Below are 18,190 nucleotides of genomic sequence, written 5' to 3' on the forward strand. Positions count from 1 at the left end.
TCAGGCCTTGGTGTCGCCCGGCGCCGACAGCAGCTCGCGCCAGCCCTGCGGCCCGAGGCGGCGCAAGGTGTCCATGTTGCGGGCCACGATGGCGTCCGCGTCGCCACCCTCGCTGGCCACGGCGCGGGCCACGCTGTCCTCGCGCAGCAGGTGCAGCGTGGGAAACGGCGAGCGGTTGGTGGCGTTGGTGATGTCCTCGGGCTCGGTGCCCTCGAAGCGGTAGTCGGGGTGGAAGCTGGCGACCTGGATCACGCCCTCCAGGTCGTGCTCGGCCACCACCTCGTCGGCAATGCCGAGGAAGTCGTTGAAGACCTCGAAGTCGGGGAACAGCGTGGGGTGAACGATGAGCGTGGTGTCGATCCGCTCGGGCGGCGTGGCCGCGAGCAGCTCGAGCTCGCGGTCCAGGTCGTCGAGCAGGCCGTCGACGTGGCGCGCGGTGCTCACCACGATGCGCACCTGGTTCTTCACCCACACGGCGCGCGCGAACGGGCACAGGTTGAGGCCGATGACGGCCTTCTCGATCCAGTGCCGCGTCGCGGCGACGACCTGCTCTTCGGTCACGCCAGGCTCTTGAAGCGCGGGCGCTTGGGCGCAGCGCCCTCTTCGCCCAGGCGCTGCTTCTTGTCGGCCTCGTACTCCTGGTAGTTGCCGTTGAAGAAGAACCACTGGCTGTCGCCTTCGGCGGCCAGGATGTGCGTGCAGATGCGGTCGAGGAACCAGCGGTCGTGGCTCACCACCAGGGCCGAGCCGGCGAACTCCAGCAGCGCCTCTTCCAGCGCGCGCAGGGTTTCCACGTCGAGGTCGTTCGAAGGTTCGTCCAGCAGCAGCACGTTGCCGCCTTCGCTGAGCATCTTGGCCAGGTGCAGCCGGCCGCGCTCGCCGCCCGAGAGGTTCTTCACCAGCTTCTGCTGGTCGCCGCCCGAGAAGTTGAAGCGCCCGCAGTACGCGCGGCTGGGCATCTGGAACTTGCCCACGGTGATCATGTCCAGGCCACCGGAGATGTCTTCCCAGACGGTCTTGTCGCCGGCCAGGCCGTCGCGGCTCTGGTCGACGGCGGCGATCTTCACGGTCTGGCCGATCTTGACCTCGCCGCTGTCGGGCTGCTCCTTGCCGGTGATGAGCTTGAACAGCGTGGACTTACCGGCGCCGTTGGGGCCGATGATGCCGACGATGGCGCCGGCGGGCACCGAGAAGCTCAGGTTGTCGATCAGCAGGCGGTCGCCGTAGCTCTTGCTCACGCCCTTGAACTCGATGACCTCGTTGCCCAGGCGGTCGGCCACGGGGATGAAGATCTCGTTGGTCTCGTTGCGCTTCTGGTATTCGACGTCGCTCAGTTCCTCGAAGCGGGCCAGGCGCGCCTTGCTCTTGGCCTGGCGGCCCTTGGCGTTGGAGCGCACCCACTTGAGTTCTTCCTTCATGGCCTTGCGGCGCGCGTCCTCGGTGCGCTGTTCCTGCTCGAGGCGGGCTTCCTTCTGCTCCAGCCAGCTGGAGTAGTTGCCCTTGTAGGGAATGCCATGGCCGCGGTCGAGTTCGAGAATCCACTCGGCGGCGTTGTCGAGGAAGTAGCGGTCGTGGGTGATGGCCACCACGGTGCCAGAGAAGCGCTGCAGGAAGTGCTCCAGCCATTCCACCGACTCGGCGTCCAGGTGGTTGGTGGGTTCGTCGAGCAGCAGCATGTCGGGCTTGGACAGCAGCATGCAGCACAGGGCCACGCGGCGCTTCTCGCCCCCCGAGAGCAGGCCGATCTTGGCGTCCCAGGGCGGCAGACGCAGGGCGTCGGCGGCGATCTCGAGCTGGTGCTCGGAGTCGGTGCCGGCGGTGGCGATGATGGCCTCCAGCTGGGCCTGCTCGGCCGCGAGCGCGTCGAAGTCGGCGTTTTCCTCGGCGTAGGCCGCGTACACCTCGTCCAGGCGCTTCTGCGCGGCGCGCACCTCGCCCATGCTGTCTTCCACGGCTTCGCGCACCGTCTGGTCGGGATTGAGCTGAGGCTCCTGCGGCAGGTAGCCGATGCGGATGCCCGGCATCGGGGTCGCTTCGCCTTCGATCTCCTTGTCGAGGCCGGCCATGATCTTGAGCAGCGTGGACTTGCCCGAGCCGTTCAGGCCGAGCACGCCGATCTTGGCGCCCGGGAAAAAGGACAGGGAGATGTCCTTGAGGATCTGTCGCTTGGGCGGCACGATCTTGCCGACCCGGTTCATGGTGAAGACGTACTGAGCCATGGTCTTTCTGTGGGAAATTTGCAGCGCGAGGCATCGCGCGAAACCACGGATTATCGACCCATGCGACAATACGGCCGTTCGGGCACGTCAGTTGGCCCGACACCAGCTGCCTGCTGGGGCGTGCCTCCCGCGCGGACGCCGCCAACTCCCCCTGAAATCCATCGGCCCCGGACTGAGCGGGGCGGCACCTGAGCGGTGCTCCCCGTGTGGCCGATGCCCCAGCGCCCTGGAAGGGCGCAGATTCACATAATGACATTCGAAGAATTGAACCTGGCCCCGGCCATCGTGCAAGCCGTGCACGAGCACGGGTACCACACGCCCACCCCCATCCAGGTGGAGGCCGTCCCCGCCGTGCTGGCGGGCCGCGACCTGCTCGCCGGCGCCCAGACCGGCACCGGCAAGACCGCCGCCTTCACGCTGCCCATGCTGCAGCGCCTCTCCCAGGGCCAGCGCCCGACCAACCGCTTCGGCGGCATCGGCATCCGCGCCCTGGTGCTCACGCCCACGCGCGAACTCGCCGCCCAGGTCGAGGAATCGGTGCGCGTCTACGGCAAGCACGTGAACCTGACCTCCGCCGTGGTGTTCGGCGGCGTGGGCATGAACCCCCAGATCGACGCCATGAAGCGCGGCGTGGACATCCTGGTGGCCACGCCGGGCCGCCTGCTCGACCTGCAGCAGCAGGGCTTCCTCGACCTGTCGGCCGTGCAGATCCTCGTGCTCGACGAGGCCGACCGCATGCTCGACATGGGCTTCATCCACGACGTGAAGAAGGTGCTCGCCCTGCTGCCGCAGAGCAAGCAGAGCCTGCTGTTCTCCGCCACCTTCAGCGACGAAATCCGTGACCTCGCCCAGGGCCTGCTGAAGGACCCGCAGCACATCCAGGTCACGCCGCGCAACACCACGGTGCAGCGCATCACCCAGGTGATCCACCCCGTGGGCCGGGGCAAGAAGAAGTCGCTGCTGGTGCACATCATCCAGTTGCACAACTGGAGCCAGGTGCTGGTCTTCACCCGCACCAAGTTTGGCGCCAACAACGTGGCCGACTACCTCAACAAGAACGGCATCACGGCCATGGCGCTGCACGGCAACAAGAGCCAGGGCGCGCGCACCCAGGCGCTGGCTGGCTTCAAGAGCGGCGAGATCCGTGCCCTGGTGGCCACCGACATCGCCGCGCGCGGCATCGACATCGATGAGCTGCCGCACGTCGTCAACTACGACATCCCCAACATCTGCGAAGACTACGTGCACCGCATCGGCCGCACCGGCCGCGCGGGCCGCGAAGGCCAGGCGGTCAACCTCGTGAGCCTGGACGAAGAAGGCTTCATGATGGAGATCGAGCGCTTCACCAAGCAGCAGATCCCGGTGGAGATGTTCGCCGAGTACATGCCCGAGCCCGGCGAGAAGGCCGAGCCCATCGCCATGGGCCGCCAGACCCTCTGGGGCGGCGCGGGCAAGCCGCCCAGCCGCGACGTGATGGCCGCCGCGGCCAAGGCCGCGCGCCAGGAGATGGTGCAGCGCATCCGCGAGAAGAAGTCCAACGAAGGCCAGGGCCAGGGCCAAGGCCGGGGTGGCCGCGGCCAGGGTGATGGTCAGCCGCGTGGCCAGGGCCAGGGTCAGAAAGCCAAGGGCCCGCGCCCGCAGGGCAACGGCCAGGGCGGTCAGCACCACGGCCAGGGCCAGCCGCGCCAGCGCCCGCCGCGCGGCGATCGTCCGCCGCGCGCCGAAGGCGAGGAAGGCTACGAGCGCCAGCCAGGCCCCAACGCCCACCTGGGCAGCCTGCGCATCCGCGAGCCGCGCCCACGCCAGGCCAACCCGAACGGCCAGCCCGATCCGCTGCGCACCGGCATCGACGCCATGCGCACCAGCAACCGCTTCAAGAAGAAGAACAACAAGAAGGGTGGCGGCGGTGGCGGCCAGCGCGGCGAAGGCAACGTCGATCCGCTGCGCACCAACTACGGCCGCATCGGCAACAACTAAACCACCCCCGCCGCGCTTCGCGCGCCCCCTCAAGAGGGGGACGCCGTCGGCCCGGCAAAGCCGGTTCCGCGGCGTCCCTGGGTCGGAGCACGCGACACGCGCCCAGTCCGTCGGCTGCGGCCAGCTTCAGGTCTTGACGAAAGCCGTCACCAGCGGCTCATCGCCCAGCTGCCGGCTCCAGTGGCCGTGCACGGCCGGATCGAACGTGGCGCCGGGGGGCAAGGTGTCGGCCGAGTAGAAGTGCTCGCCCGGGCCGAACACGCGGCTGCTGCCGTCCTGCAGGCCGATTTCCATGCGTCCGCGCAGCACGATGAGCCACTGCGGCGCGTCCGTGCAATGGAACTGGCTGCGAAACCCCACCGGGCTTTCGCGCAGCACCAGACCGCTGGCCGGCTGAGGGGCCGACAGGCGGGCGGCGGGCGAGCCGCCGTCCAGCGCCAGCGCTTCTTCGCGAAAGCGCGCGCGGCCGTCGGTGTCGGTGAACAGAATGACGCGGGTGAAGGTGCTCATGGGGGCTCCGCAAAGGCCCGGTTTCTACCAGATGCGCCCCCGTCGATTCGGGCCGCGTTTTCGCGCACACTTGGTTCTTTGCCCGCCAAACCATGCGCCTGCTCCTTGCCGAAGACGACACCATGTTGGGCCAGGGCCTTGAGAAAGGCCTGGGCATGGCCGGTTTCACCGTGGACTGGGTGCGCGACGGCCTGGCCGCGCAAGCCGCCTTGCAGGCCGGCGGCCACGAGGTGCTGCTGCTCGACATCGGCTTGCCGCACCAGGACGGCCTGCAGCTGCTGCGCTGGATGCGCGAGCAGTTGCTGGACATCGCCGTGCTGGTGGTGTCCGCGCGCGACGCCGTGAGCGACCGCGTCGCCGGCCTCAACCTGGGCGCCGACGACTACCTCACCAAACCCTTCGACCTGGACGAGCTGGTCGCGCGCGTGCACGCGCTGGCCCGCCGGCGCCATGGCCGACCGCAGCCCGAAATGCGCCTGGGCGCGCTGGTGCTGAGCCCGCCGCGGCGCGAGGCCACGCTGAACGGCGAGCGCCTGGCGCTGTCGCCGCGCGAGTTCGACCTGCTGGCCACCCTGATGGAACGCCCCGGCCACGTGCTCTCGCGTGAGCAGCTGGAGCAGCGCCTGTACTCCTGGCAGGACGAGGTGCTCAGCAACGCCGTCGAGGTGCACCTGCACCACCTGCGCCGCAAGCTCGGCCCGGCCTGGGTGCGCAACGTGCGCGGCGTGGGCTACAAGCTGGTCGAACCGGTCGACCCCCAATGAGGTCCCTGCGCCAGCGGCTGCTGCTGTGGCAGATCGGCGCGCTGGTGGCCGCCGCCGCGCTGGAAGGCCTCATCACCTACCAGCTGGCCTGGGACGGCTTCAACCGCTCCCGCGACAGCGTGCTGCAATCGATCGCCTACTCGGTGGTCCGCCACGGTCTGCGGCCGCCACCAGGCGCCGCCAGCCCGTCCCCGCCGGCGCCGACCACCGCCCCGGACACGCCCGAGGGCCCGGCCCAGGACCTGGGCCACTTCACCACGCAGATCTGGACCGCCCAGGGCCGGCTGGTCTACAGCTCGGTGGTCGGGGGCGGGCCGCCGCTGCAGGCCCCGGGGCTGAGCGTGGCGAGCTGGAACGGCGAGGACTGGCGGGTCTACACCCTGGCCGAACGCGACCAGATCGTGCAGGTGGCCGTCACCAACGCCGATCGGCTGGCGCGCTTCGGCGAGCTCCTGCCCGGCCTGCTCGCGCCGCTGGGCGTCCTGGTGCTGGTGATGTGGCTGCTGATGCAAGCCGCCGTGAACAAGGCCCTGGCGCCGCTGAACGCCTGGGGCCGCGACCTGCGCCGCCGTGAGGGCGGCGAGCTGCACGCCGTGGGCACCGCGGCGCTGCCCGAGGAACTGGTGCCGCTGGGCGATGCGCTCAACCAACTGCTGGCGCGCGTCGAGGCCCTGCTGGGCAGCCAGCGCGCGCTGCTGGCCGACGCGGCGCACGAGCTCAACACGCCCCTGGCCGCGGTGAAGCTGCAGGCCCAGCTGGCGCGGCGCAGCGGCGAGGCCACGCGCACGGCGGCGCTCGACGAGCTCGACCGCGGCATCGAACGCGCCACCCACCTGGTGGCGCAGCTGCTGCAGATGGCCCGGCTGGAGCCCGGTGTGCGCGAGCGCGAGCCGCGCCCGCTGCGCCTGGACATCCTGGCGGCCGGGGTGGTGGCCGCCTTCTCGGCGCGCGCCGACCAGCGCGGCATCGACCTGGGCCTGGCGCCCAGCGACGCCGCCTGGGTGGCCGGCGACCAGGAAGACCTGCGCGTATTGCTGAACAACCTGGTGGACAACGCGCTGCGCCACGCGCCCCACGGCGGGCGCGTGGACGTGCAGGCGCGCACCGAGGGCGGGCGCGTGCGGCTCACGGTGGACGACAACGGCCCAGGCATCCCCGAGGCCGACCGCGAGCGGGCGACGCGCCGCTTCGTGCGCCTGGACGGCTCCACAGCCCCGGGCAGCGGCCTGGGCCTGTCCATCGTCGCGCGCGTCGTGGCGCAGCACGGCGGCGCGCTCACCCTCGCCGAGCGCGAGGGCGGTGGCCTGAGCGTGCGCGTCGAGCTGCCCGCCGCGCCCGAGTCGCGCTAAACTGTTTCCGTTTTCGCAACAATTAAAGGCCTGCACGGCCAGACAACGATCCCATGGACCGATTGCATTCCATGCGCGCCTTCCAGCGAGTGGTGGACGAAGGTGGCTTTGCGGCCGCCGCGCGCGCGCTGGACCTCTCCCCCGCCGTCGTCACGCGCCTGGTGGCCGACCTCGAGGAACACCTGGGCACCCGCCTGCTGCACCGGACCACGCGCCGCGTCTCGCTCACCGAGGCCGGCGAGGTCTACCTGGAGCGCGTGCGCCAGATCCTGCTCGACCTGGAAGAGGCCAGTGCGCTCGTGAGCTCGCAAACGCAAGAGCTGGCCGGCGTGCTGCGCGTGCTGGCGCCGCCCGTGCTGGCCATGCACGTGCTCGCGCCCATGCTCGCGGGTTTTCGCCAGGCCTACCCCAAGATCCGGCTCGACATCGAGGTGGAGTCCCACCGCGAGCCGCCGGTGGAGGACTACGACATCACCCTCATCGGCGCCGACGCCAGCTTCGACGCCAACGTCATCGCGCGCAAGGTGGTCAGCACCGAGGGCATCCTGCTGGCCTCGCCCGCCTACCTGGCGCGGCGCGGCCATCCCCAGCGCCCGGAAGACCTGGCGCAGCACGACCTGCTGCGGCTCAAGCCGGCCGCGGGGCGCTCGCGCAAATGGCGCCTGCTCAACGCCAACGAGGGCGACCGCGTGGTGGAGGTGGACGCCCAGCCCGTGGTCTGGGCCAACCACAACGACACCCTGATCCACGCCGCGCTGGACAGCGCGGGCATCACCGCCACCTCGGTGGAACTGGCCGCGCCGCTGCTGGCCGACGGCGACCTGGTGCGCGTGCTCAGCCCCTGGATCACCAACCGCCTGACCATGTACGCCGCCCTGCCCAGCCGCAAGTTCGTACCGCGGCGCACGCAGGTCTTCCTCGACCACCTCATCGAACAGACGCGCGCGCGCGTCGACCAGGCCCTGGCCACCTGCATGGCCTGCTGATGACGGAGACACCGCCATGACCGTCCCGAACGCCATCCATTTCGGCCACCACGACCGCGTCGTCATCGTCACCGGCGGCGCCCAGGGCATCGGCGCGGCCTGCGCGCGCCGCTTCGCGCGCGAAGGCGCGCGGGTGTTCATCGCCGACGTGGCGCACGCGCCCGGCGAAGCGCTGGCGAGCGAACTCAACGGGCGCTTCGTCGCCTGCGACGTGGGCGACAAGGCGCAGGTGGACGCGCTGGTGGTCCAGGTGCTCGACGAGGCCGGCCGCATCGACGTGCTGGTGAACAACGCCGGCGTCTTCAAGGCGGCCGACTTCCTGGAGATCAGCGAGGCCGACTTCGACGCCGTGCTGCGGATCAACCTCAAGGGCGCCTTCCTGGTGGCGCAGGCCGTGGCGCGCGCCATGGTGCAGGGCGGCGTGCGCGGCGCCATCGTGCACATGAGCTCGGTCAACGGCGTCATGGCCATCCCCAGCATCGCCAGCTACAACGTCAGCAAGGGCGGCATCAACCAGCTCACGCGCGTGATGGCGCTGGCCCTGGCCGACCACGGCATCCGCGTGAACGCGGTGGCGCCGGGCACCATCGCCACCGAACTGGCGGCCCAGGCCGTGCTCACCAGCGACGACGCGCGCCGCAAGATCCTCAGCCGAACCCCCATGAAGCGCCTGGGCGAACCCGAGGAAGTGGCCGACGTGGTGGCCTGGCTCGCGAGCGACGCCGCGAGCTACGTGACGGGCGAGATCGTCACGGTGGATGGGGGGCGGATGGCGTTGAACTACACGGTGCCGGTGTAGTGTCTGGCCGGCACACCCGCCCACCCCTGCGAGGTCCCCGATGAAGCACTTGCCGTTCGTGATCGCCTTGGCCGGCGCCGGCCTCATGGCCACCGTGGGCGCAGCCCAGGCCCAGGCCTCGTCGCCCCCGCCCAAGCGCACGCCCCCGCCGGCGTCCCGCCAGGCCGCGCCGCCGGCGGCCGAGGCCCCGCGCGGCGACACCCCCGTGCACAAGTTCTTCCAGTCCTGGGGACGCGGCATGGACAAGGCCGGCGAGGCCCTCGACAAGGTGCCCAAGCCCGACAAGCGCTGGCCGGGCAAGGCCAATACCCAGCGGCCCCCGGACACCTCGCCGAAGGGCGACCCGTACAGCAGTCCGTGAAAAGTACAGCGCGGCGGTCCGAGACGCAGCGAATGCAAGGCTGGGCTGATGTGCCATGCGGCACGCCTGCACCGGTTACCGGCTACGCCTTGGCAACCCTCCCAGAAGCCCCCGAGTTGTCAATCGAGGAACGGAAACTCCAAATCCACGCCCGCGCGCTGGGCTTCTTCGGCCCAGATGCGCTTGCTGATGGCGCGTGGGATTTGTAGGGTGGTGTAGAGGAAGGACTCCACTTCGACGTAGTAGTCGTTCTCTTCGTCAGCCCTGCCGGCCTTGTGGGCGGCGAATGAGGCGCGCAGCATCTGGCGCAGATGGAATTCGTCAGACCCCTCGCCGATGCCGCCGACGGCATTGCCTTGGTATACGCGAGTGAAGATAACCGCGGAATGAGATTGGGTGTCCCAGTAGATGGTGAAAGAGCGGCCTTCGTACTCTCCGGTGATCCTGTTTCCTAGGAATGGCTTGAAGCCTTGGCTCGTTCGCAGATAGATGGCTCGAGGTTGAAACAGCAAAACAGGCTTTCCCTTTGCGTTCTTGTACGGCTCCTTATAGCCCGAGGTGATCGCATCGCACCAGCCATCGCCGTCGATGTCCACCCAGGTTACATCGACAGCATCTTCTCTTTTCCAGTGCCGAGTCAATCTCGCGACCGTTGCCTCCGAGTCACCTTCCTTACGCAGATATGCCCATGGAGAAAACGCCTTCCAAGCCTTCATGTCGCGCTTACACGCCGGCAAATCAATCGTCAACGATGTAGCTTCGACGTTTGAGGCGCTCGCGCTGATTGGCACCTCCTGTCCGTGGGTAGGGAGGGCAATCACCAGCATCACCATCGCGATCGACATCCAATCAGTTCGCGTCATCACGTCTCTCCTATGACTTTGGCTTGATGGGATCGATTACCAGTCGTGGCACGTTCATGACGTCGCAAGGCATCTTGGCGGTGTTGCTCCAGATGCCCACCAATCCCTTGGCGTACTCAAAGTTTCGTGCCACGGACAAGGCCTTGGCGTCCGATCCTGCGTTGTGGAAGTAGCCGATGCGCGCCACGATGTCCTCTTCCGTCTCATCGGGGTACTTGATCCTGTACGCCGCGTACTTCCATCGAATCTCGCGATCGGAGATCAGATCGAATTTCTGCTGGCTCTTAAACAAGGCATTGGGGCCATCGGCCAATATGGCCCTGAGTGTCTTGTCGGTGAAGATCGCCGCTGTGGCAAAGCCTTGCCAACCTTCGTTCCAACGCCGTGCTCGTAGGTAGAGGCCGAACCCCTCTCGCGTCATGCCCAGATCGACCAGCAGCGCATCGAACTGCTGCTCGGCTGTGGGGCTTACGCCTTCTTGCAGTTGCGACTGAGCCTATTTATGAAGCAGGTCGTAGGCCACCTTCGAATTTCCACCACCATCGATTAGGTATCGCTCCATCAACTTTGCCATCTTCGCCCACCTCACCATCCTGACATACATACCGTACGCCTCGCTGCTCGTGCTGCCGGGCGTATGGCTGAAGCCTGTCTCCTTGGCGAACTGCTGCACTTGGCTGTCGCTGGCGGGGTCGATCGGCGTGTTCGCCGTCAAACGGGTTCTCCAACCCACAATACGTTTTCCCTTGTAGGTTCCACCGAGGACGTAGACGGCACGCTGCAGCGCCTGGTCCAAGCGCTGTCTCAATCCCGTGTCCTGCCCCTGCGCATCGATCAACCCCAAGGCCTTCTTCTCCTCGTCGTTCAAATTCGCCTGGCTGTTGAACAAGGCTTGATAGACCAGGTTCTGGTTCGTGCTGGGTTTGCGCACATCCGAGAACGTCAGCATTCGGTCCACAAAGGTGGAGACCACGAACTGGGTGGAGCCGTAGCTGGCCGGTGTGCCCGCGGGGTTCTGCGCCAACGCAGCGCAGCCCGTCTTGCTGCAGTCCATCCCGCCGGACTCCTTGATCTGCACCGCGCGCTTGAGCCGCTGGAACGCGCGCTCGGGCGTCATCGCCTGCTGGCACGTCAAGCTGTCCGTGCCCTGGTCGATGCGCTGACCACCCGGCTCGTCGTTGATGCCTGCGATACCACCCGGCGAGAGCGTGAGTCCGCGCAGCTTCACGCTCGGCAGCACGAGCTGGTCGTCGGCCACGCCTGCCGCCGCGTTGCCACCGGAGCACGCCGCCGCGGTGTACTTGCGCGTGACGTCACCGAAGGTCTGCAGGTCCTCCAGCAGCTGCAGGGCGGCGGCATCGTCGATCTCTTGCGTGAAGCTGTCGGGCGAGAGCATGTCGTTGACGTAGTGGGCAACGAAGGCCTGCACGGTGTCCTGGGCCTTCGGCTGGGACGAATTCCACTGCGCATACGCCTTGGACGAGGCGCCCAGCGGGTTGGCGGAGGAGCCGAGGAAGCTGCCGCGCGGGTCGTAGAGCACCTGCGTGAGGGCGTTGGCGCCGCCCATGTCGCGCAGCCGTATCGATCACTTTTTTGACCGATCGCATCTCTGGCCTACGGTCGAGTAATAGAAAGTGATAACGGCGTCGCGGGTCACGTCATCGACCTTCTTGAAGGCATCGACTTCGTTGTCCCAGCGGTGGACGGAGACGTATTCTCGACAACCTGGGGCCACATATTCCAGACCATCCGGACCGATCCCGAGTATGTAAGGTGCTCCACCGGACTTCGGGTAAATCATGATGGCCTCTGTCAAATCCACGTTGTACACAGGCCAAGTTTCCGTATCAATTCGCAGCACCCATGGCCTCCTGCCGCCTTTAAAAGGCGATCGCCACTCCCTCGCCCCCCCCAGCACCAATATATCCTCCAAAAAGAAGGATTCCATCTTCGAATTCATCGGATAGGGAATAGCCCAAGCAAAATCGCACCAGCCGTCACCATTGAAATCAAACACCAAGGGCCAATACCAATCGACCTTGATCGCATCTTTGGATTCCCTGCTGCGCTCGGCTTGGAGGCGGGGTCGCTTCGAAGGGGGCGCCTTGCACAATGGTGGCTCCATCTTCAGGTCAAGGGGGGGCAGTTCCCCGGCCTGCGCTTTAAGTGCAATCAGCGTCAATCCAACCAACATCATCTGAATTTTCTTCATATCAATTCAACTTTAGCGGCACCATCCGAAGACCAGGGGAATTTTTCAGTTCATCACTGCATCGCAGTGCTCGCCAATCCCCTCTCCCAGCAAGTTGAGTGAATTCATCCACGTAGCTCTGCACGCCGGGCGGGAGCTTTATCTCCGGTACGATTATTCGACGAACATTTCCCCAGTTGTGCATTGCAGCCATGCGCTGAGCCAGGTCGGTCTCAATCTCGCGCTGGCGCTGGTAGTGAGCATTTGATCCTGGAGTTTCGCTGTTTTTGAAATGGTCTCGAAGCAAGTCTCCATTCACTACCGATGACAGTGTGCGTTTGAGGTACATTTTCGATATAAAGGCGTACTCATCTTGGCTGGCGTACAACCACATCAACCACTCTTTAAAGCTTGCTTTTCCGTCCCCGTCGAGCAGGCGCATAACCGCCTCCGACGAAAAGGCGTTCTTGGCTTCTCCATTTGTACGCGCACGCCCTTCTGGCGTGAAGCTCAACATATCGATGAATTCTTGCTGCCCAAAGCCGGTGTCATTTTTGAAACTGTCCCGATCTCCCTGGTTCATCGCAATCCATGCATCCGCTGCTGTCATGCCGCCACCAAAATTCAATTGAAATTCCCGTTGATCCTCAAATGCAGCTCCCGTCCTCTGTGCACGCCGCATCGCAATCCCCACCATATCCAACATGGTCCCCATCGAGCCATTCGGTAGTCGCACGGGCTGATCCAGGCGCAACTGGTGGCGTTGTTGCGCGCTCAAGCCCTTGGCCATCGTCCTGAGCGTTCTGAGAAACGTCTCCACCACGAACTGTGTGCGCCCATAGCTGGCGTAGTACTCGTGCCCGTTGATCTTGATGGCGGTGTTGCTGCGGCAGCCGTTGTTGGCCGAGCAGTCCTTGTAGATGGCGGACGTCGCGGGAGATTCCTGCAGCTCCGCTGCGGCTTCGTACTTGGCGATGCGCCGCCGCTCCTCGTCGTTGGCATACGCCACGGGCAAGGTCGTGGGGCGATTGCAGTTGAGGATGCGCTGGGCGTTGGCCTGGTTGCCCGGCAGGCCCGTCAGCGGCGGCTCCTTCTCGCGATCGACGTGGATGTCTGTCTCCCCTGGCGCGAACCGAATCGGCGGCAGCAGCGCCGCGCGCGACGGACACGATCGCCCAAAGACCTGTTCCCGATCGGCCTGGATGTAGCTGGCGATCAAGGCGGTGGCGTCGTCGTCGCTCATGTTGTCGATGGTGAATTCGGGAATGGCGATGAGCGCCTCGCCGTAGTGCTGGAAGAAGTCCGCCGCCATGGGGTTGTCCGCGCCGCCCCAGGCGCTGGCGGCTTGCCCACCGCCCAGGAAGTTGCCTCCGACGTCCACGAGCAAGGCACTGGCCGCCCGCGCGTACTCATTGCGCTTCTGGCCCAGCGCACTGGCGTCCCCGCCGCCCTGCACGTCGTCGACGATGAAGGCCCAGCGCGCCTTGACGAAGCCCTGGTCGATGCCCAGCGCCTTGTCTTTGGCGTCGGTGGTGATGGCGAAGTAGCGGATGCGCGCCGCGCCATCGGGATCGAAGTACGCGTCGGGGCGCCCGCCCGCGTAGGCGTAGAGGTCCAGCAGCAGGCCCGCGGGCAGATCGTTGATGGCGTCGGCGATGCCGGCTGGGTCGGGGCTGATGAAGCGGCCTTGTGTCGGCTCGAAGAAGCGCGCGCCGTGGTAGCTCAGGCCGCTGTCGGCGTCGTGGACCTGGCCGACGTAGCGCAGGGGTTGGTGGATGCGGGGCGACTGGCCGTCGTCGCGCCTTTCGTCTGGTCCTTCGGACGGCCCTGCGCCTCGCTCCGCGCCTCGTTCGCCGTCGCGCCAGACGGTCCGCCCCTGCTCGCTCACGCTGAGCACGCGCCCGGCGCGCGTGGTGTGCAGGTGGCGGGCTTCTGGGCCGAGCAGCCAGGCGGTGAAGCGCTGCCAGGCGCTGGCGGGCTGCAGCGGGATCTGCGCCACGGGGCGGTAGCCCAGGTGGACGTGGGCATACGTCAAGCGGCCCTGGGCGTCGGCTTCGGCCACGAGGCGGCTGTCTTCGTACAGGCTCAGGCTGGCGAGGACCTGGCCCTTGGCCTCGCTCACGAGCTGGATGACGCGGCGCCCGCGCGCGTCGTAGAGGTAGTCGCTGTGGCCGCCGTCTTCTCTCTCGGTTCGTTCGAGCTGTCCGGCCGCGTTCCAGTGCAGGCGCTGAACGCCTTGGCTGGTGCTGATGCGGCTGGGTAGGCCCGCGCTGTCGTGTTCTTGCCCCGGCGGGGCGAGCCAGGACGCCGTGTCGCTCCCGGCGAGGCCGCTTCGGCTGGTCTCTGGCTGTGCCGGTGGCGGGACGGGTTCGAAGCGGTCGACGCTGCCGTCCCCATGGGTGATGGCCGTGGCGTAGCGCAGCGCCCCCAGGTCCTGCCAGCGGATGTCGCGCACGATGTCGCGCCCGCCGCCGAGCCAGGCCGGCAGCGCGCCTTCGGTGCGGATGCGGGTGACCGGCCCACCCAGCGGCCTGGACAGTGGTCCATCCAGCGGTGCATCGCTGGGTAGGTACGCGATGCCCAGGCGGCGCCCATCGGCACCGGTGAGCGTGCGGCTCAGGCGCCCGTCCGCTTCGCGGCGGTAGGCCAGGCTCAACTGGATGGGCTCGGGCAAGGCGGCCCGCAGTGCCCCGGCGGGCTCGATGCGCAGGGTTTCGCTGGCCAGGGCGCCGCGTTCGTCGTAGCTCAGGCGGGTGATGCGTTGACCGTACTTGTCGCTGATGCGTTCTTCGGCAAGGCGCTCATGCTCGTAGCGGCGCTCGATGACTTGCTCTGCGGTGGTGCCGGCCTCAGCACCGGGAGCGAAGCGCTCCAGGCGCACGAGCCGCCCCGCCAGGTCCCAGCGGGCGCGCTGGCGTGCGCCTCTGGGGTCGATGGTCAGGAGGAGACGCCCGGCCTCGTCGTGGCGCGCGAACTGCCAGCCTTGGCCGGGGTGGCGGATGGCCACGACGCGAGCGAAGTCGTCGAGCCGGCGCTGGGCCTGGGCGTGGGGGGTGGCGAAGCCGAGCACGCTGGACTCGGCCACGCTGCCCGGTGGGCCCCAGGTGGCGCTGAGCAGCGCTTCACTGTCGTCGCCTGACGCTGTCCCTGAGGCTGCCCCTGCCACCGTTCGCCAGGCCACGGGCCGGGCCCAGGGGTCGTGCTCGATGAGAAGGTCCGCGCGGCCGCTTAGGCCTGCGTGGCCGTTCAGGTCCGCGTTGGGCGCTGCGCTCTGCTGGGGCGCGTCCCAGACTGGCACCGGCTGGGGCAGTGGCAGGCTCAGCCCATCCGGCCCGCTGAGGCCGACGATGCGCCCGCTCTCGGGCTCGCGGTGCACATCCAGGGGTCGTGGGCCGGGGCGCACGATGCGCTGCAGGTGGTCGGCGCGCGCGTCCCATTCGTAGCGGGTGATGTCCGAGTCCTCGGGTCGGCTGGTCGGGCCGTTGGGCAAGGGGCCATCGACGCTCGATAACACGCTGCGTCCGTTGATCTGGGCGTAGCCGTAGGTGGTGCTGCGCCGGATGGCCACCCCTTGTGGATTGAACTGACCCTGTTCGTCGACCGGGCTGAAGCCCTCTTCGGTGACCTCGACAGGCTGCATCGCGGCGTTGTAGGCAATGCGGGTGAGCCGCTCCTTGCCCGGGACCACGCTGGGCGTGGCGATGAGCACGGGTTGTGGGCTGGGTACCGCATACGGATCGCTCGCATCGATGGCCGCGTACTCGTAGCGCGCGCGCCATTGGGCTGGTTGGGCTTTGCCGTTCTGGTAGGTGATGGTGCTGACCTTGACCGGGCGGCCGTAGGCGTCGCGTTCGGTGCGGGTGCTGCGCAGGGGGTGGCCCTTCTCGTCGAGGGTGGTCTCTTCGATGAGCCGACCCACGCGGTCGTAGCCGTAGCGCCGGTTGCCCGGAGTACAACTCGCGCAGCCCGGGCCGATGGCTTGCAGCAGGCGCGGCTCGCCGGCGATGGTGGTGCTGGTGTAGACGGTCCTCTGGCCCAGGCTGTTGGCGAGCACGGTGGTGCGCTGCCCGTGCTCGGTGGGTCCGTGTTGCAGGCTCACCTGATCCTGGCCCGTGGCGACCGCCGTGCCAGTCGTACCAGTCGTGCTCGAAGGGCGTTCGCCCTTGAAGCTGAGCACGGCGCGGCGCTCTTCGTCGTAGGCCCAGGTGTTTAGGCGCTCGTTGCGGGCTTGGCCATGGCGGCTCAGCCGCTGTGCGCTGATGCCGGTGAGCAGCGTCGGAAAGCGCGGGTCTTCGTAGTGGTAGCGGCGGCTGCGCATCTCCGAGGCCGCGCCACCTTCACTCGGCGCCTGCGCCGGATAGATGACCTGGCTGAGGTTGGCGATGGGCTCGCTGGGCCTGGCGCTGGAGCCCTCGGGCAGTTGCCCGCCGTGTTCATAAACAAACCGCCCCACGGGCGTGTCGATGCCCTGCACGCCGCGGTAGCGCTGCGGGTCCTGGGCGCTGGCCTTGTCCAGCACATGCAGGCGCAGGCGCCGCCCGGCGGGGTCGATCACTTCGCTGAGCCAGCCACGCCCGTCGTAGCGCAGGCTGAGGAATTCGCCGCTGGGCGCGCGGATCTGCTCCAGCTGGCCCCGGGTGTTGAAGCGCAGCTGGCGCCCGTCGGCCCAGCGCCAGAGGTACTCGCTGCCGCGCGGCGTGTGCAGTCGGTGCACCAGGCCTTGCAGCGGGTTCAGGCCACGGTAGAGATCGCCTTGGCCCTGGCCTGGGCCTTGGCGTTCGTCTGGAGGCAGGGCGAAGGCGATGCGCGTGCCATCGGCCTGCACGACTTCCAGCGCGCCCGCCAGCGCACCGGTGCCCACGCGCAGCGTGGTCTCGTAGCTCAGGCGCCAGCCGCGCCCGAGCAGGTGGCGCTCGCTGTCGGCGCTGTTGTAGTAGCGGATGAGTTCCAGGCCGAGCACGCCGGGCAGCGCGGGCATGTCCACCTCGCGCTGGAACTTGTTGCCGCCCAGCACATTGAGGGGGTTGCCCGCGCCGCTGTCCACGCCCGAGGTGTTGCCCAGGGTGGCCACGCCCGCCCCGCCGCAGGGGCTGCCGGTGCTGGGGGCACCGGCGCAGCAGCTCACGCTGGGGTCGCAGGTGGCTTGGGCAAGGGGCGCGGACAGGAGAAGCGCCACGGCGAGCGTCGGGCGAACCCACAGGGCCCGTGCCGGGGCTCGTCGATCGGACTTCGCGCGCAACAGGGTCGAGAGAATGAAGCTCATGGCGACGCGGTGGCAGACGACGAACCGAAACCGCCGGTGGCGAACACGGACCAAGGCGTGGTAAGCAGGGTTGGTTGCGCGCCACCGCAAGACGGCGCGTCCGGCGTGGTGGTGGGATCGGTGGGCGAGCTGTCGGCCGCGCAGCCGCTGTCGGCGCAGCCCGGCGGTGGCGTGTCCACCACCGGCGGGTCACCGGGATCGCCGGGCTGTCCGTTGTTGCCCAGGCCGGGCATCGACACCGGCTGGTCCGGCTCGATGGCGTCCGACTGCATCTGCAGCGTGACGTGGGTCACAACCGGAATGCGGCCCTCTGCCACCAGCTGGGAGTGAAAGGCATCGGTCCCGGGGTCCCGCCATTTCAGGTACTGGCTGTAGAGCTGACGCACCAGCGGTACCTGGGGCGCATAGCCTTGCGTGAAGCGCAGCTTGATGAGGTTGGCGTCGTGGATGTTCTGCCCGGATCGGTTTTTGATGTCCTCCGGGTCCTTGAACGCCAGGTTGCCGTTGGGAATGACGCGGCGGCCCAGGCCCAGCGTCCGCTGCAGCGCCGGATCATTCCAGTCGTCGAAGCTCTCCTGGGTGGGATTGAGCAGCTCGATGCGCAGATGCCCGCCCACATCGGCCTGGGCTCGGGCGTAGGCTTCGGCCAGTTCGGTGCTGTTGCGACCGCCGCCGTACAGCGGCACCAGCGCGCGCACGTAGGCCTGTTGCACGCTGCTCAGGCTGGCGTTGCCCACCGCGCCGGCGCGCGCGGCCATGAAGGCCGCGTGGTTGAAACCGTTCTTGGCGAAGAACAGCAGGCCGTACTGCAGCAGCGCCAGGCCCAGCAGCGTGAGCACGGGGCCGACCACGGCGAACTCGATCATGGCCGAGCCGCACTGCCCGGCTCGGCAGCGGAGACGGCGGGG

15 protein-coding genes are annotated in these 18,190 nt (G+C 67.8%); 6 read left to right on the top strand and 9 right to left on the bottom strand.

What is annotated here, in order from left to right:
- Complete coding sequence (locus tag JNX00_RS15415; protein ID WP_204742804.1) at nucleotides 1–561, bottom strand: DUF1415 domain-containing protein; 561 nt, start codon at nucleotides 559–561, stop codon at nucleotides 1–3.
- The gene (gene ettA / locus JNX00_RS15420; protein WP_070397598.1) at nucleotides 558–2,219 is read right to left on the bottom strand and encodes an energy-dependent translational throttle protein EttA; all 1,662 of its coding nucleotides are present in this window, start codon (nucleotides 2,217–2,219) and stop codon (nucleotides 558–560) included. The genes JNX00_RS15415 and ettA overlap by 4 nt, the downstream gene beginning before the upstream one ends.
- Nucleotides 2,220–2,468: 249 nt before the next feature.
- Between ettA and JNX00_RS15425 the strand changes: the two genes are divergently transcribed.
- Nucleotides 2,469–4,196: a DEAD/DEAH box helicase gene (locus JNX00_RS15425; RefSeq protein WP_204742805.1), complete on the top strand. Its 1,728-nt coding sequence runs from the start codon at nucleotides 2,469–2,471 to the stop codon at nucleotides 4,194–4,196.
- A gap of 126 nt (nucleotides 4,197–4,322) precedes the next feature.
- Here JNX00_RS15425 and JNX00_RS15430 read toward each other — a convergent pair whose 3' ends face one another.
- On the bottom strand, nucleotides 4,323–4,706 hold the full coding sequence (locus JNX00_RS15430) for a hypothetical protein (RefSeq protein ID WP_070397596.1): 384 nt from the start codon (nucleotides 4,704–4,706) through the stop codon (nucleotides 4,323–4,325).
- 92 nt (nucleotides 4,707–4,798) lie between these two features.
- Here JNX00_RS15430 and JNX00_RS15435 point away from each other — a divergent pair, with 92 nt between their 5' ends.
- The 5 genes from JNX00_RS15435 to JNX00_RS15455 are packed head-to-tail and all read left to right on the top strand — an operon-like array spanning nucleotide 4,799 to nucleotide 8,965.
- Nucleotides 4,799–5,470, top strand: a complete 672-nt coding sequence (locus JNX00_RS15435) for a response regulator (protein ID WP_070397595.1) — start codon at nucleotides 4,799–4,801, stop codon at nucleotides 5,468–5,470.
- On the top strand, nucleotides 5,467–6,819 hold the full coding sequence (locus JNX00_RS15440; RefSeq protein WP_204742806.1) for an ATP-binding protein: 1,353 nt from the start codon (nucleotides 5,467–5,469) through the stop codon (nucleotides 6,817–6,819). The genes JNX00_RS15435 and JNX00_RS15440 overlap by 4 nt, the downstream gene beginning before the upstream one ends.
- A 53-nt stretch (nucleotides 6,820–6,872) precedes the next feature.
- Nucleotides 6,873–7,805: a LysR family transcriptional regulator gene (locus JNX00_RS15445; protein ID WP_204742807.1), complete on the top strand. Its 933-nt coding sequence runs from the start codon at nucleotides 6,873–6,875 to the stop codon at nucleotides 7,803–7,805.
- A 16-nt stretch (nucleotides 7,806–7,821) separates the two neighbouring features.
- The gene (locus JNX00_RS15450) at nucleotides 7,822–8,604 is read left to right on the top strand and encodes an SDR family oxidoreductase (RefSeq protein WP_204742808.1); all 783 of its coding nucleotides are present in this window, start codon (nucleotides 7,822–7,824) and stop codon (nucleotides 8,602–8,604) included.
- Nucleotides 8,605–8,644: 40 nt separating this feature from the next.
- Nucleotides 8,645–8,965, top strand: coding sequence for a hypothetical protein (locus JNX00_RS15455; RefSeq protein ID WP_204742809.1), 321 nt, complete (start codon nucleotides 8,645–8,647; stop codon nucleotides 8,963–8,965).
- Between the two features lie 119 nt (nucleotides 8,966–9,084).
- Here JNX00_RS15455 and JNX00_RS15460 read toward each other — a convergent pair whose 3' ends face one another.
- From JNX00_RS15460 to JNX00_RS15485, 6 genes are all read right to left on the bottom strand, one after another.
- Nucleotides 9,085–9,828, bottom strand: coding sequence for a hypothetical protein (locus tag JNX00_RS15460; protein WP_204742810.1), 744 nt, complete (start codon nucleotides 9,826–9,828; stop codon nucleotides 9,085–9,087).
- Between the two features lie 10 nt (nucleotides 9,829–9,838).
- Nucleotides 9,839–10,249, bottom strand: coding sequence for a hypothetical protein (locus JNX00_RS15465; RefSeq protein WP_204742811.1), 411 nt, complete (start codon nucleotides 10,247–10,249; stop codon nucleotides 9,839–9,841).
- Nucleotides 10,250–10,324: 75 nt separating this feature from the next.
- A complete protein-coding gene (locus JNX00_RS15470; protein WP_204742812.1) occupies nucleotides 10,325–11,395 on the bottom strand; it encodes a hypothetical protein in 1,071 nt (356 codons plus the stop codon).
- Nucleotides 11,396–11,413: 18 nt separating this feature from the next.
- Nucleotides 11,414–12,040, bottom strand: coding sequence for a hypothetical protein (locus JNX00_RS15475; protein ID WP_204742813.1), 627 nt, complete (start codon nucleotides 12,038–12,040; stop codon nucleotides 11,414–11,416).
- Between the two features lies 1 nt (nucleotide 12,041).
- Nucleotides 12,042–17,282 (bottom strand): DUF6531 domain-containing protein, encoded by a 5,241-nt coding sequence (locus JNX00_RS15480; protein ID WP_204742814.1) that lies wholly within the window; start codon nucleotides 17,280–17,282, stop codon nucleotides 12,042–12,044.
- Nucleotides 17,279–18,148, bottom strand: a complete 870-nt coding sequence (locus JNX00_RS15485; RefSeq protein ID WP_239478155.1) for a TadE/TadG family type IV pilus assembly protein — start codon at nucleotides 18,146–18,148, stop codon at nucleotides 17,279–17,281. The genes JNX00_RS15480 and JNX00_RS15485 overlap by 4 nt, the downstream gene beginning before the upstream one ends.
- Nucleotides 18,149–18,190: the final 42 nt, after the last annotated feature.

Origin of the sequence: Hydrogenophaga sp. YM1, assembly GCF_016903055.1 — a bacterium.
Classification (GTDB): Bacteria; Pseudomonadota; Gammaproteobacteria; order Burkholderiales; family Burkholderiaceae_C; genus Hydrogenophaga; species Hydrogenophaga borbori.

Coding starts and splice junctions, on each gene's coding strand:
- JNX00_RS15465 (WP_204742811.1), bottom strand. CDS start 10,249: ATGACGCGAGAGGGGTTCGGCCTCTACCTACGAGCACGGCGTTGGAAC.
- JNX00_RS15450 (WP_204742808.1), top strand. CDS start 7,822: ATGACCGTCCCGAACGCCATCCATTTCGGCCACCACGACCGCGTCGTC.
- JNX00_RS15430 (WP_070397596.1), bottom strand. CDS start 4,706: ATGAGCACCTTCACCCGCGTCATTCTGTTCACCGACACCGACGGCCGC.
- JNX00_RS15485 (WP_239478155.1), bottom strand. CDS start 18,148: ATGATCGAGTTCGCCGTGGTCGGCCCCGTGCTCACGCTGCTGGGCCTG.
- JNX00_RS15480 (WP_204742814.1), bottom strand. CDS start 17,282: ATGAGCTTCATTCTCTCGACCCTGTTGCGCGCGAAGTCCGATCGACGA.
- JNX00_RS15470 (WP_204742812.1), bottom strand. CDS start 11,395: ATGGGCGGCGCCAACGCCCTCACGCAGGTGCTCTACGACCCGCGCGGC.
- JNX00_RS15445 (WP_204742807.1), top strand. CDS start 6,873: ATGGACCGATTGCATTCCATGCGCGCCTTCCAGCGAGTGGTGGACGAA.
- JNX00_RS15435 (WP_070397595.1), top strand. CDS start 4,799: ATGCGCCTGCTCCTTGCCGAAGACGACACCATGTTGGGCCAGGGCCTT.
- JNX00_RS15475 (WP_204742813.1), bottom strand. CDS start 12,040: ATGAAGAAAATTCAGATGATGTTGGTTGGATTGACGCTGATTGCACTT.
- ettA (WP_070397598.1), bottom strand. CDS start 2,219: ATGGCTCAGTACGTCTTCACCATGAACCGGGTCGGCAAGATCGTGCCG.
- JNX00_RS15425 (WP_204742805.1), top strand. CDS start 2,469: ATGACATTCGAAGAATTGAACCTGGCCCCGGCCATCGTGCAAGCCGTG.
- JNX00_RS15460 (WP_204742810.1), bottom strand. CDS start 9,828: ATGACGCGAACTGATTGGATGTCGATCGCGATGGTGATGCTGGTGATT.
- JNX00_RS15455 (WP_204742809.1), top strand. CDS start 8,645: ATGAAGCACTTGCCGTTCGTGATCGCCTTGGCCGGCGCCGGCCTCATG.
- JNX00_RS15440 (WP_204742806.1), top strand. CDS start 5,467: ATGAGGTCCCTGCGCCAGCGGCTGCTGCTGTGGCAGATCGGCGCGCTG.